This window comes from Heterorhizobium halophytocola, assembly GCF_017873095.1.
Classification (GTDB): domain Bacteria; phylum Pseudomonadota; class Alphaproteobacteria; order Rhizobiales; family Rhizobiaceae; genus Allorhizobium; species Allorhizobium halophytocola.
Map to the genome: position 1 here is coordinate 253,806 of NZ_JAGGJU010000005.1, position 12,783 is coordinate 266,588.

Below are 12,783 nucleotides of genomic sequence, written 5' to 3' on the forward strand. Positions count from 1 at the left end.
TAATGCGGTTCAGCGTCGGCGCCATGGGCGATTGAGGCGATAAAAACGGTCTTTGGCCGGATCTGGAGTACTGATTTATGCCCATCACGATATTCGACGGTATTGTCATTGGCGTCGTCTTGTTTTCCGCCGTTCTGGCCATGGTCCGTGGATTGTCGCGCGAGGTCCTGTCGATCGCAAGCTGGGTGGGTGCGCTGGCGGCAGCCTATTACCTCTACCCGCTGATCCTGCCCTATGTGAAGAACTACACCTCCGACGACCGTATCGCGCTCGCGGCATCGGCCGGCGTCATCTTCCTCATCGCGCTGATCGTGATCACGGTCATCACCTCCAGGATCGCCGACTTCATCATCGACAGCCGGGTCGGTGCGCTCGACCGCACGCTCGGCTTCCTGTTCGGCGCGGCCCGCGGCCTGTTGCTGATCGTCGTCGCCGTCGCCTTCTGGAATTGGCTGATCGACGCCAAACATCAGCCCGATTGGGTGACTAACGCAAAGACCAAGCCGTTTCTCGACACGCTTGTCCTGAAACTGGAAGCGGTTCTTCCCGACGATATCGAGCCGCAGATGAAGGCCAAGATCCTCGGCAAGGATCAGGACGAGGTCGATGCGCCGGCAGAGCAGCCGCCGGCCGACCAGGCGCCTGCAGAAGCGCCCGCTGCCAACAATTGATGCACGTGGCCTCCAGCGGGCCACGTCATTCAACAAGACCACGGTCATGGCGCAGAGGGACACGTCGCCATTGCCGCTTTCTTTCGTTCCGACAGACTGTCCCCGCGCGAGCAAAGGCGAGCACCGATGAATGAGATGACGGTATCCAATCTTGAATGCGGTCTCGATGACGACACCCTGCATGAAGAATGTGGGGTGTTCGGCATTCTGGGGCATGACGACGCGACAACCCTGATCGCGCTGGGCCTGCACGCCCTGCAGCATCGTGGTCAGGAAGCGGCCGGCATCGTCTCCTTCGACGGTCGCCAGTTCCACACCGAAAAGCACATGGGCCTTGTCGGCGACCACTATACCGACCCGGTCACCCTGGCCAAGCTGCCCGGCTATATCGGCATTGGCCATACCCGTTATTCGACCACCGGCGAAGTGGCGCTGCGCAATGTGCAGCCGCTGTTTGCCGAACTGGAGGAAGGCGGCATCGCGCTTGCCCATAACGGCAATTTCACCAATGGCCTGACCCTGCGCCGCCAGATCATTGCGACGGGTGCGATCTGCCAGTCCACCTCCGACACCGAGGTCGTGCTGCATCTGATCGCCCGCTCGCGGCATGCCTCGACCGCCGACCGCTTCATCGACGCCATCCGGCAGATGGAAGGCGGCTATGCGATGATCGCGATGACCCGTACCAAGCTGATTGCCGCCCGCGATCCGATCGGCATCCGCCCGCTGGTGATGGGTGACCTCAACGGCAAGCCGATCTTCTGTTCGGAAACCTGCGCGCTCGACATCATCGGCGCCAAGTTCGTCCGCGACGTCAAGAACGGCGAAGTGGTGATTTGCGAACTGCAGCCGGACGGCTCTGTCACCATCGACTCGCGCATGCCGGCCCGCCCGGCGCCCGAACGCCCCTGCCTGTTCGAATATGTCTATTTCGCCCGCCCCGATTCCGTCGTGGCCGGCCGCAGCGTCTATGTCGCGCGCAAGAACATGGGCATCAATCTGGCCAACGAGGCGCCTTGCGAGGGCGACGTCGTCGTGCCGGTGCCCGACGGCGGCACGCCGGCAGCGCTCGGCTATGCCCAGGCGAGCGGCATCCCGTTCGAATACGGCATCATCCGCAACCATTATGTCGGCCGCACCTTCATCGAGCCGACGCAGCAAATCCGCGCCTTCGGCGTCAAGCTGAAGCATTCGGCCAACCGGGCGATGATCGAGGGCAAGCGCGTCATCCTGGTGGACGATTCGATCGTGCGCGGCACGACATCGCTGAAGATCATCCAGATGATCCGCGATGCCGGCGCCAAGGAAGTGCATATCCGCGTCGCCAGCCCGATGATCTATCATCCCGACTTTTACGGCATCGACACGCCGGACCGCGACAAGCTGCTGGCCAACCAGTATGTCGACGAGACGGCGATGGCCAAATATATCGGCGCCGACTCGCTTGCCTTCCTGTCGATCGACGGGCTCTACCGCGCCGTCGGCGGCGAGCCGCGCAACGCCGACCGTCCGCAGTTCACCGACCATTATTTTACCGGCGAATATCCGACCCGGCTTCTGGACAAGGAAGGCGAAAAGGTCGGCCGCAAGGAAAGCATGCTCGCCGCCAACGGCTGAGGGCGCGCAAATACACCGCGGGGAGGATAACATGAGCATCGACCTGAAGGGACGCATCGCGCTGGTCACCGGCGCGTCGCGCGGGATCGGCTATTTCACGGCGCTGGAGCTGGCGAAAGCGGGGGCGCATGTGATCGCCTGCGCGCGCACCGTCGGGGGGCTCGAAGACCTCGACGACGCGATCAAGGCCGCCGGCGGCACGGCGACGCTGGTGCCTTTCGACCTGACCGACATGGCCGCCATCGATGCGCTCGGCGGCTCGATCTATGAGCGCTGGGGCAAGCTCGACATTCTCGTCGCCAATGCCGGCATGCTGGGCGTGATCTCTCCCATCGGCCATATCGAAGCGAAGGTCTGGGAGAAGGTGATGACCGTCAACGTGACGGCCACCTGGCGGCTGATCCGCTCCGTCGATCCGCTGCTGCAGAAATCCGACCAGGGCCGTGCGCTGATCTTGTCGTCGGGTGCCGCGCATAAATGCAAGCCGTTCTGGGGCGTCTACTCCGCCTCCAAGGCCGCGGTCGAGGCGATTGCCCGCACCTGGGCTGCCGAATCGGAACGCCTGCCGCTGAAGATCGTCTCGATCGATCCCGGCGCAACGCGCACCGCCATGCGGGCGCAGGCGGTGCCGGGCGAGGATCCGGAGACCCTGCCGCATCCCCGCGAGATCGCCGAAGAGCTGCTGCCGCTGTGCGGGCCGGATCTCACCGAGACGGGCAAGCTCTATGTCGTGCGCGAGGACGCGCTGAAGGCCTACCGCCTGCCGGAATAGACGAAGACTGCCGACGTCGCGCGAAGGAGCCAGCATGCCGCCAGACCTGACAGACGAACAGCGCGAACAGGCGGTCGCCACCGCCAACCTGGTCGCAGCGTCGATGGCGCGGCTCAACCGCGAGCATGGCAAGGCTGCCGTGCTGGAGGCCATGCGGCTGATCAGCTCGGCCATGGAAAGCGACCAGTGGCGCAAGGATGTCGGCCAGGCGCTGATCGACAACGGCAAAATCCTGCCGGAATAGAGGCCAGCAAGGCTGGTCGACGGCATCTGGCGCCAGTGGCGGCCTGTTGCCGATCGCGGCGCCGGCCGGGGGCTTTGAGCGTCCAACATTCGCGACCATCCAGCCACGCGACGCGCCCTCTCAAGCTTAAGCCATGGTCCCGAAAATCGGTGAGGCCTTCAGGCGGCCTGCGGACTTTCCGTGAGACCCAATTGCTGCAGCAGGAGCGTCGCTGCGTTGTAGCAATGGAACGAGATCACCTTGCCATCCTCCATCTGAAAGACGTCGCAGCAGGGAACATCAATCGCCCTGCCGGTCGCGGAAACGGTTCCGCCGGCCGTTTCCAGCGCGCCCTTGTGGGTCCCGCGAATGGCGAGTTCGACAACGACCGCATTGCCCATCCGGTAGATGTCGAAGATTTCCCGGTGAATATCGGGAAAGGCATCCGCCATGCCGCTTGCGACCAGAGTAATGTCCTCACCACGAAACTCGGTCTCTGCCGGAACATTGCGCACATAGGCATCCTTTGCGAAGCAGGAGAGGAATTTCGCCAGGTCAAGCCGATCCCCCTCTGCCGCAGCGTAAAGCTCCCTGATCGTCGAAATGTTGTCGCTCATTCTCATACCCTTCCTGCCGTTTTCGATGTCCGGGAGATTGTCGATCTGCGGACGGAGGGTTAGATAAGCCAGCGATTACCTCAAGGGTAGAACCTACCAAAAAGCAAGTGCGTGGTTTTCATGGATAAGCTGAACACAACATGCGGACTGGACGTGTCGCTGACCGTCATTGGGGGCAAGTGGAAGCCGTTGATCCTCTATCACGTCCAGGGGGGCCCCACCCGGTTTTCAGAGTTGAGGCGCCGTGTGGGAGGCATCAGCGAGAAAGTGCTGATCCAGCAGTTGCGCGATCTGGTTACCATGGACGTTCTGCTTAGGCGCGACCACAACTGCGTGCCGCCGGTGGTCGACTATCAACTGACACCCTTCGGGGAAACGCTAGTCAGGGCGCTCGTGCCGCTGTGCGACTGGGGCAACCAGAATCGCGAACGGGTGACCGAACGTCTGCAGCAGGCGTCGTAGGGCAGAAGCCGTCGAAGCGGCCGGGCACGTCAAGGCCCGCGCAACCTCAAGGGACAGCAAGACGCCAGGCCGCGGCCGTGCCGGCCGCCGGTCGCTGTCGATCCCGTCCCCCAAATCCCCGGCAACCGCGGCCTCTTCCATCGCTTTAAGCGATGCCACGCACACTGAAATTCAATTGACCGGTTCGCCGTTCGAAGCTACGGGATCGAAAGTTCCTCCGGTCAGGTCCTTCCATGCAGCCTCGCGATATTGCCGCCTACTCGTTTCTCGCGGTGGCCTGGGGCCTGTCCTTCCTGCTGCTCCTGAAGGTGGTCGAGGCTTTCGGATGGATCGGGGCGGTAACCTTCCGCTGTTTCATCGCCGGAGCGATCCTGCTCGTCGTTGCAAGGTTGCTACGCAAGCGGCTGATTTTTTCGGCCCGCTGGTTTCACTTTGCCGCCGTTGGCGCCACCACGGTGGCCGGACAGTTGATCGGACTTTCCTATTCCGCGCCACTAATCGGCACCGCGATGTCGGCGATCTTCGTCGCTGCCATTCCGATGTTTTCCATGCTGATCGGCCAGATCTGGGGGCTGGAGCGGATCACAAGGCCGCGCCTGTTCGGCATCCTGACCGGCGCCACCGGGATCATCATGCTGGTCGGCTTTCCGGCTGTGCCGGTGGACAAGACCTTCATTCTCGGCTGCATCGGCATGATATTCTCCACCTTCTCGGCCGCCCTCGGCTCCAATTATGCGAGCCGCCATCTCAACACCGTCGGCTCGTTCGAGGTGACGATCGGCGCCTTCCTGTTCGGCGGCCTTTTGACCTTGCCGCTGCTGGCATTCGTGCCGGTGCCCGGCTGGCCACGCCCGGTCGACTATCTCTATCTGGTGGCCCTGGCCGGGCTCATGAGCGCGCTCACCTATGTGATCTATTTCGCGCTCGTCACCCGGATCGGCGCGACGCGGGCGATCAGCGTCGAATTCTCGGTCACGGTCGTCGCGGTTGCGGTGGGGGCCGGGCTGCTCGGTGAAAAGCTGAGCGTCCTTCAGTATGGCGGTGCCGCCGTCATCATTCTCGGCTGTGCCATCGTGCTCGGCCTGATGCCGCCGCCCTGGCGCAGGCTCGCCTGACCACCGGATACCGAGCGATCCTTCTCGGTGGGAAGTACCGGGAAAACGCAGTCTCATCCGGCGGCCTGGCGGGCTTGTCCCGAACTCGGGCGCCGCGAGCCCTTTATCCTCTCGCCTGCTACCCCATCCTCACTCTCGCCTGCCGTCCCGTCATCTCTCCCCCTGAACGTGCGGCGATCCGAACAGGCCAGAAGGTTTCACGCCGATTTTACTTGAAACATACCGTTTAGTTGGTATCTTTTATGCATGAGCACCATCCGTCGAAAAAAACAGCCCGACAAAGTCCGTCGCGACCTGCTGGACGCGGCAGCCCGCATGGCGGTGCAGCGCGGCGTGGCCGACGTCACCGTCGATGCCGTCTGCCAGGAAGCCGGGGTCACCAAGGGTGCCTTCTTCCACCATTACCAGAGCAAGGCGGCACTGGTGGCGGCGGTGTTCGAGGACCTTATCGCGCGCTTCGAGGTGGATCTGGCCGCGCGCATGTCGGCAGACATCGAGCCGCATGGCCGCTTCACCCGCGCCTATCTTGCCGCCGTCACAGTGCCTGGCGAGGCCGGCAGCGAGCCGCTCTGGGCAGCCCTCTGCGTCTCGGCGCTGGCCGACAGTGCGCTGCGCCGAGGCTGGGGCGACTGGCTCGACGGCAAGCTTGCCGAGCATCGGGAAGCCGGAGACCTTGCGCTGCGCATCGTGCGGGCAGCCGCCGACGGGCTCTGGCTCGACACCATCGCCGGCACACCGGCCACGCCCCAAGAACTTGCCGAGATCACCAAACGGCTGCGCGCCATGACCCTGGAAGACGTCACGTGAACCCTATGACCCTGACCTATGTCGCCCTTGCCGTCGCGGTGCTGTTCGAAGTCGCCGGCACCAGCCTGCTGCAGCAGACCCAGCAGTTCACCCGCCCCCTGCCCTCGATCGGCAGCGCACTCTGCTATGTGGTGGCGATCTATCTGCTGTCGTTTGCCCTCAGAACCCTGCCGGTCGGCATTGCCTATGCGATCTGGAGCGGCTTCGGCATCGTGCTGGTCTCGGCCATCGGCTATGTCGTCTTTCGCCAGAGCCTCGATCTGCCCGCCGTCATCGGGCTCGGCCTGATCATCGCCGGGATATTGGTCGTCAACCTGTTTTCGAGCACCGTCGGCCACTGATTTGGACCGATGAGACTACCGCGCCTCGCGCAGGAAGCGGCCGTTCACCCAGCCGGTCACCGCATTGCGTGTCGCGATCCGGCACCAGCGTCCGCCGGAGGACAGACGGCAACCCAGATTGCGCAGCACCGCGCCGTTGCGCACGGTTCCGACGACAGGCGCCGTGACGGCAGCGGCGGCGCGGATGTTCAGCGTGTCGCGGGCCGAGAGCCCGGTTACGGCAAAATAGTCCGGTCCTCCGGCCATCCCATCGGCATGGTCGTCGTCCGGACCCGGCCCCGCGGGCGCGCGACGCGAAGCCCGGACCGAGAGATTGTAGCGGCCGACCTCGTCGCGGCGCGCCGCGCTGCGCATCAGGTAGATCTCGATCCGGTAGCTACCCGAGGACGGCACGACGGTGGCAAGCCGGTCGCCGGATGCGCTGCCGATGAACATGGCAGCACTGGCACCGGGCGCGATGAAATTGAAATAGCCGGCGCCGTTGTCGATATCGAGCCTTTGCCCGGCCTGGAGATCGACGAAATAAGTGTCCGTGTCGTAGCCGCGGACCACCCCGCGCACCGTGGCATCGGTCTCCCCGCGCGCAAAGCGCAGTTGACGGTCACGCGCCGCCGCCGGTTCGCCAAGGAGCGAAACCAGCAGCAGGGACATCAGGGCGACAGCAAGAGTGACCGGGAAGGCCGTGGCCGACAGGCCGCCTTGCGTACGCGCGGCAAGGCTGGAGCTGAAACCGGCCATGATCTTCGTCCCCCGACATTTGATCCGGGAATGGCACCCGGCCTCTGGTCAATACTGTCGCCTTTCCTGGGAATGACAAGCGGAAACAGGCCGGACGAGGCCTCTCCGGCCCTTGACCATATCCCTGCCCCGCGTCATAACAGCGGCCATGAAAACGGTAGTCTGCACCCTTTGCTGGATTATTATTCGCTAGCTTTCCGCTGGCCCGGCCGTTTTCGTCTCCTGAACAGTCCCAGATGACAAACGCTCGGTCCAGCCGGGTCACACGCATATCTGGAGACACGTCATGGCCGCAGGCCTCAAGCTTTACAACACGCTCACCCGCGAGAAGGTCGACTTCCAGCCGATCGACCGCGAAAACGTGCGCCTGTATGTCTGCGGCCCGACGGTCTACGATTTCGCCCATATCGGCAATGCGCGCCCGGTCATCGTCTTCGACGTGCTGTTCCGGCTGCTGCGCCATCTCTACGGTGCCGATCACGTCACCTATGCGCGCAACATCACCGACGTCGACGACAAGATCAATGCCCGGGCCCTGCGGGATTTCCCAGACCTGCCGCTGAACGACGCCATTGCCAGGGTCACGAAGGCGACCGCCGACCAGTTCCACAAGGACGTCGCAGCGCTCGGCACGCTGGAACCGACCGTCGAGCCGCGGGCGACCGACAATATTGCCCAGATGATCGCGATCATCGGACGGCTGATCGAGCGCGACCATGCCTATGTTGCTGCGGGGGAAGTGTTGTTCGACACGAAGTCGATGGCCGACTACGGCCAGCTCTCCAAGCGCCCGCTCGACGAGCAGCAGGCCGGCGCCCGCATTGCCGTCGACGCCCACAAGAAGAATCCGGGCGACTTCGTCCTGTGGAAGCTGTCATCCGGCAACGAACCCGGCTGGGAGAGCCCCTGGGGCCGCGGCCGCCCCGGCTGGCATATCGAATGCTCGGCGATGTCGGAGCGCTATCTCGGCCACACCTTCGACATCCATGGCGGCGGGCTCGACCTGATCTTCCCGCACCACGAAAACGAGATCGCCCAGTCGCGCTGCGCCCACGGCACGGACGTGATGGCCAATGTCTGGATGCACAACGGCTTCGTCCAGGTCGAGGGCCGCAAGATGTCGAAGTCCGACGGCAACTTCATCACCATCCACGACCTGCTGGAAACCGAAACCTTCGGTGGCCGCAAATGGCCGGGCGCGGTGCTGCGGCTTGCCATGCTGATGACCCATTACCGCGAGCCGATCGATTTCTCCGTCAAGCGGCTGGAAGAGGCAGAGCGGCTGCTTGCCAAATGGCCGGCCGGCGATGCAGGCGACGCGGCGCCGGATGCCTCGGTGCTGGAGGCCCTCGGTGACGATCTCAACACCGTGGCCGCCGTGCACGCGCTGCACGCCCTGGCAACTGCGGCCAATGGCGATTCGGACAAGCTCCCCGCCTTTCTTGCCAGTGCCGCCCTTCTCGGGCTCGAGCCGAAAAAGGCCGAGGTCGCCGACGACCTCGTCTCCGCCATCCAGGTGCTGATCGACATGCGGCTCGAAATGCTGAAGGCAAAGAACTTCGCCGAAGCCGACAAGATCCGCGACGACCTGGCCGCCAAGGGCATCCAGCTGAAGGACGGCAAGGACAAGGAGACAGGCGAGCGCGTGACGACCTGGGAGGTGAAGCGGTAGGATGGGTCCGAGCGCGCGGCATACCCCCCTCTGCCCTGCCGGGCATCTCCCCCTCAAGGGGGGAGATCGGAGCGTGGCGCGCGATCGCCCTGACCGAGGGCTGGCGGCTCATGGCAAGCAGGCGATGCCACTCTTCCTGCGGCTCACCCCCCTCTGCCCTGCCGGGCATCTCCCCCTCAAGGAGGGAGATCGGCTGGGAGCGGCCGCTCGCTCAACCGGATGTGAAGTCATCCCCCCGACAGCGTGTCGATGCCTTTTACGCAATGCGTATCCACCGGCAGCGGGGACTATCTGTAGTTCTCGGTACGCGCGCGCGCGGCAGGAGGGCGGAGCAAGCTCTTGCCCCATCCCCACTTCTGCTGCTGGATGCAGCGAGCGGGTGCACCCGGCTGATCTCCCCCCTCAAGGGGGGAGATGCCCGGCAGGGCAGAGGGGGGGTAGAAAGGGAATTGCCACGCCACATGCAGCAGTTCCTCCGAAACAGTGGTGCAACGCAAAGCGCATGCGTCACGCCATGACCACCATTCACACCGGCGAAAGGGTCACGTCAGGGACATGAAGCGTTGGATTTCGCGGCTATTTCACCAGGCATATGCTAAGACATATGCCTGATCGGCAATGGAGGCCTGCATGAGCATGGAAAGGCACGTCCGCATCTTCCGAAACGGTCGCAATCGCGCCGTGCGCATTCCCGTGGAATTCGACTTTCCCGGCGACGAGGTGATCATGCGCAAGGAGGGCGACAAGATTACCATGGAGCCGGTAAAGATTACGGGGGAAAGCTTCATCGAGTGGCTTCGAAGGCAACCGCCTTTGAGCGCTGAGGAGCTTGATTTCGATTTTGACGTTCCTGAGCCACCACCACGAGATGTCGATCTGTGACGCGCCAATTCATGCTCGATACCAACATCATTTCCGATGTCATACGCCATCCGGACGGCAACCCGAGCAAGCGCTGGACTGCACTTGGAGACGACGCATTGTCCATCAGTGCCATTGTCGCATCGGAACTGCGTTTCGGTGTCCTCAAGCGTGGTTCGGCCAGGCTGCGAGCCATCCTGGAAGAACTCCTCAGCCGCATTCAAATCCTGCCTTACGAGGCGGAAGCAAGCTATCACTTTGCAGAGATCCGGCATGCATTGGAGAGAGTGGGAAAGCCGATAGGTGCAACAGATCTGTTTATCGCCGCCCATGCCAGATCCCTCGACCTGACGGTCGTCACCGCCAATATCCGTGAGTTCAATCGCGTCCCCGACCTCAAGGTCGAGAACTGGCTGGAGGACACGCCATGACCACCCTTCATACCGGCGGATGCCAGTGCGGTGCCATCCGGTTCCGCGTCGAGGGCGAGCTGACCGACAGCTCGGTCTGCCATTGCCGCATGTGCCAGAAGGCCTTCGGTGCCTATTATGCGCCGCTGGTCTCCACCCGTGGCGCAACGCTTGAATGGACCCGTGGCGCGCCCAAGCGGTTCCGGTCGTCCAACCATGTGCAGCGCGGCTTCTGCGCCGATTGCGGCACGCCGCTGACCTATGAGGCGCCTGACGGGGTCGCCATCTCGGCCGGCGCCTTCGACGATCCGGCAGCCATTCCGCCGGTCATCCAGTATGGCACCGAGGCGAAGCTTGCCTTTGTCGACCGGATCGCGGACCTGCCGACGCGCGACACGCTGGACGACCTCGCCAACGCGCAGTTCCTGAGCTCGCTGATTTCCTATCAACACCCCGACCACGACACCGACACCTGGCCAAAGGAGGACAAGGCATGACGACATCCGATGCGGACACGATCTATTCAGGCGGCTGTCAATGTGGCGCGGTCCGGTTCCAGGCCTCCCGCCTCGGCCGCCCGTCGATCTGTCACTGTCGCATGTGCCAGAAGCAGTTCGGCGGCTTTTTCGGCCCGCTGGTCACCGCCGACAAAGCGCATCTGACCTGGACGCGCGGCCAGCCGACATTGTTCCGGTCTTCCAAGAAGATCAAGCGCGGCTTCTGCGAGAAATGCGGCACGCCGCTCACCTATCAGCATGCCGACGGCGTCGAGCTGGCGATCGGCGCCTTCGACCATCCGGAATTCTTCGAACCGAAGATCCAGGTCAATCACGACAAGCGGCTCCCCTGGATCGAGCACATCTTCGACGCCCCGCCCTATTCGAGCCCGGAGACCGAAGCGCAGTTCGCAGCGGTCGAGAGCTTTCAGCATCCCGACCACGACACCGAGACCTGGCCGCCGGAGGACGACACGTGACGCGGCAGGCTCATTCCGGCGGTTGCCAGTGCGGCGCGATCCGCTACCGGATCGCCGGTGAACTGAGCTATCCGCATATCTGCCACTGCCGCATGTGCCAGAAGGCCGGCGGCAACTATTTCATGGCATTTGCCGGCACCCGGGCCGAAGACATGCTGGTCATGCGCGGCGAGCCGAAATGGTTTCGTTCGTCCGAGCCCTGCGGCCGCGGCTTCTGCGGGGATTGCGGCACGCCGCTGTTCTTCCGCACCGCCGGCTCGCCCTATATCAGCGTGACCATCGGCAGCCTCGACAAGCCGGGCGCCGTCACGCCGGTGGCGCAGAACGGCACCGAAAGCCGGGCCTCCCAATTCGATGCCCTGTTCTCGCTGCCGGAAAGTCCGACCGACCGCTCCGCTCTTCCGGGCGGCGATGCGGGCATCCTTGCCAGCAACCGGCAGCATCCCGACCATGACACGACGGCCTGGCCGCCAAAGAAGGACTGATCATGAACGACACCTTGCGCGGTTTCTATCCCGAAATCGAACCCTATGAGAGCGGCCATCTCGATGTCGGCGACGGCCATTCGATCTATTGGGAGCGCGTCGGCACGAAGGGCGCAAAGCCCGCCGTCTTCGTTCATGGCGGTCCGGGCGGCGGCTTTGGGCCCGGCAATCGCCGGCTGTTCGATCCGGCACTCTACGACGTGCTGCTGTTCGACCAGCGCGGCTGCGGCAAGTCCACGCCGCATGCCTCGATCGAGGCCAACACCACCTGGCACCTGGTCGCCGACATGGAAAAGCTGCGCGCAATGATGGGCGTCGAGACCTGGCAGGTGTTCGGCGGTTCCTGGGGTTCGACCCTGTCGCTTGCCTATGCCGAGACCCATCCCGAGCGGGTGAGCGAACTGGTGCTGCGTGGCATCTACACGCTGACCCGGCCGGAACTCGAATGGTACTACCAGCGCGGCGTCTCGGAGATGTTCCCGGACAAGTGGGAGCGCTTCATCGCGCCGATCCCGGAGGCCGAGCGTGGCGACCTGATGGCCGCCTACCGGACCTATCTGACCGGCAGCGACAAGGCCAGGCAGCAGGAATGTGCGCTCGCCTGGAGTACCTGGGAGGGTGAAACCATCACGCTGCTGCCCAATCCGGAATATTCCAACCAGTTCTACGATCCGGACTATGCGCTCGCCTTCGCCCGGATCGAAAACCACTATTTCGTCCATGCCGGCTGGCTCGAAGACAACCAGCTGGTCCGCGACGCGCACAAGCTGAAGGACATTCCAGGCGTCATCATCCATGGCCGCTACGACATGCCCTGCCCGGCGAAATATGCCTGGGCCCTGCACAAGGCCTGGCCCACGGCCGACTTCCACCTGATCGAGGGCGCCGGCCATGCCTATAACGAACCGGGCATCCTCGACCAGCTGATCCGCGCGACCGACAGGTTTGCGGGGAAAGATTAGAAATACCCCCTCTGGCCTGCCGGCCATCTCCCCCACAAGGGGGGAGAAGACAAG

17 protein-coding genes are annotated in these 12,783 nt (G+C 63.6%); 15 read left to right on the forward strand and 2 right to left on the reverse strand.

Going from position 1 to position 12,783, the window contains the following annotated elements:
• Window positions 1–77: 77 nt before the first annotated feature.
• From J2Z17_RS10985 to J2Z17_RS11000, 4 genes are all read left to right on the forward strand, one after another.
• A complete protein-coding gene (locus J2Z17_RS10985) occupies window positions 78–671 on the forward strand; it encodes a CvpA family protein (protein ID WP_209944834.1) in 594 nt (197 codons plus the stop codon).
• A gap of 126 nt (window positions 672–797) precedes the next feature.
• Window positions 798–2,288 (forward strand): amidophosphoribosyltransferase, encoded by a 1,491-nt coding sequence (purF, locus tag J2Z17_RS10990; protein WP_209944836.1) that lies wholly within the window; start codon window positions 798–800, stop codon window positions 2,286–2,288.
• 31 nt (window positions 2,289–2,319) lie between these two features.
• The gene (locus tag J2Z17_RS10995) at window positions 2,320–3,060 is read left to right on the forward strand and encodes an SDR family NAD(P)-dependent oxidoreductase (protein WP_209944838.1); all 741 of its coding nucleotides are present in this window, start codon (window positions 2,320–2,322) and stop codon (window positions 3,058–3,060) included.
• A 34-nt stretch (window positions 3,061–3,094) separates the two neighbouring features.
• Window positions 3,095–3,304 carry a hypothetical protein gene (locus tag J2Z17_RS11000; RefSeq protein ID WP_209944840.1) on the forward strand — a complete coding sequence of 70 codons (210 nt, stop codon included), beginning with the start codon at window positions 3,095–3,097 and terminating at the stop codon, window positions 3,302–3,304.
• Window positions 3,305–3,462: 158 nt separating this feature from the next.
• Here J2Z17_RS11000 and J2Z17_RS11005 read toward each other — a convergent pair whose 3' ends face one another.
• On the reverse strand, window positions 3,463–3,900 hold the full coding sequence (locus J2Z17_RS11005; protein WP_209944842.1) for a nuclear transport factor 2 family protein: 438 nt from the start codon (window positions 3,898–3,900) through the stop codon (window positions 3,463–3,465).
• A gap of 120 nt (window positions 3,901–4,020) precedes the next feature.
• Here J2Z17_RS11005 and J2Z17_RS11010 point away from each other — a divergent pair, with 120 nt between their 5' ends.
• The 4 genes from J2Z17_RS11010 (at window position 4,021) to J2Z17_RS11025 (ending at window position 6,625) form a co-directional block, all read left to right on the forward strand.
• Window positions 4,021–4,362, forward strand: a complete 342-nt coding sequence (locus J2Z17_RS11010) for a winged helix-turn-helix transcriptional regulator (RefSeq protein ID WP_209944844.1) — start codon at window positions 4,021–4,023, stop codon at window positions 4,360–4,362.
• Window positions 4,363–4,595: 233 nt separating this feature from the next.
• Window positions 4,596–5,477, forward strand: coding sequence for a DMT family transporter (locus tag J2Z17_RS11015; RefSeq protein ID WP_209944846.1), 882 nt, complete (start codon window positions 4,596–4,598; stop codon window positions 5,475–5,477).
• 246 nt (window positions 5,478–5,723) lie between these two features.
• On the forward strand, window positions 5,724–6,284 hold the full coding sequence (locus J2Z17_RS11020; protein ID WP_209944848.1) for a TetR/AcrR family transcriptional regulator: 561 nt from the start codon (window positions 5,724–5,726) through the stop codon (window positions 6,282–6,284).
• Complete coding sequence (locus J2Z17_RS11025) at window positions 6,281–6,625, forward strand: DMT family transporter (protein ID WP_342454397.1); 345 nt, start codon at window positions 6,281–6,283, stop codon at window positions 6,623–6,625. Before J2Z17_RS11020 ends, J2Z17_RS11025 begins: the two co-directional genes overlap by 4 nt.
• A 15-nt stretch (window positions 6,626–6,640) precedes the next feature.
• Here J2Z17_RS11025 and J2Z17_RS11030 read toward each other — a convergent pair whose 3' ends face one another.
• On the reverse strand, window positions 6,641–7,363 hold the full coding sequence (locus tag J2Z17_RS11030; protein ID WP_209944850.1) for an SH3 domain-containing protein: 723 nt from the start codon (window positions 7,361–7,363) through the stop codon (window positions 6,641–6,643).
• Window positions 7,364–7,649: 286 nt separating this feature from the next.
• Between J2Z17_RS11030 and cysS the strand changes: the two genes are divergently transcribed.
• The 7 genes from cysS (at window position 7,650) to pip (ending at window position 12,729) form a co-directional block, all read left to right on the forward strand.
• Window positions 7,650–9,035, forward strand: a complete 1,386-nt coding sequence (cysS, locus tag J2Z17_RS11035; protein WP_209944852.1) for a cysteine--tRNA ligase — start codon at window positions 7,650–7,652, stop codon at window positions 9,033–9,035.
• Between the two features lie 630 nt (window positions 9,036–9,665).
• Window positions 9,666–9,917: an antitoxin gene (locus tag J2Z17_RS11040; RefSeq protein ID WP_209944854.1), complete on the forward strand. Its 252-nt coding sequence runs from the start codon at window positions 9,666–9,668 to the stop codon at window positions 9,915–9,917.
• Between the two features lie 11 nt (window positions 9,918–9,928).
• On the forward strand, window positions 9,929–10,327 hold the full coding sequence (locus tag J2Z17_RS11045; RefSeq protein WP_209944856.1) for a type II toxin-antitoxin system VapC family toxin: 399 nt from the start codon (window positions 9,929–9,931) through the stop codon (window positions 10,325–10,327).
• Complete coding sequence (locus tag J2Z17_RS11050) at window positions 10,324–10,803, forward strand: GFA family protein (RefSeq protein WP_209944858.1); 480 nt, start codon at window positions 10,324–10,326, stop codon at window positions 10,801–10,803. The genes J2Z17_RS11045 and J2Z17_RS11050 overlap by 4 nt, the downstream gene beginning before the upstream one ends.
• Entirely contained in the window at window positions 10,800–11,282 is a 483-nt protein-coding gene (locus J2Z17_RS11055; protein WP_209944860.1) for a GFA family protein, read from the forward strand. Before J2Z17_RS11050 ends, J2Z17_RS11055 begins: the two co-directional genes overlap by 4 nt.
• Window positions 11,279–11,767 carry a GFA family protein gene (locus J2Z17_RS11060; protein ID WP_209944862.1) on the forward strand — a complete coding sequence of 163 codons (489 nt, stop codon included), beginning with the start codon at window positions 11,279–11,281 and terminating at the stop codon, window positions 11,765–11,767. Before J2Z17_RS11055 ends, J2Z17_RS11060 begins: the two co-directional genes overlap by 4 nt.
• Before the next feature lie 2 nt (window positions 11,768–11,769).
• Complete coding sequence (gene pip / locus J2Z17_RS11065) at window positions 11,770–12,729, forward strand: prolyl aminopeptidase (protein WP_209944864.1); 960 nt, start codon at window positions 11,770–11,772, stop codon at window positions 12,727–12,729.
• Window positions 12,730–12,783: the final 54 nt, after the last annotated feature.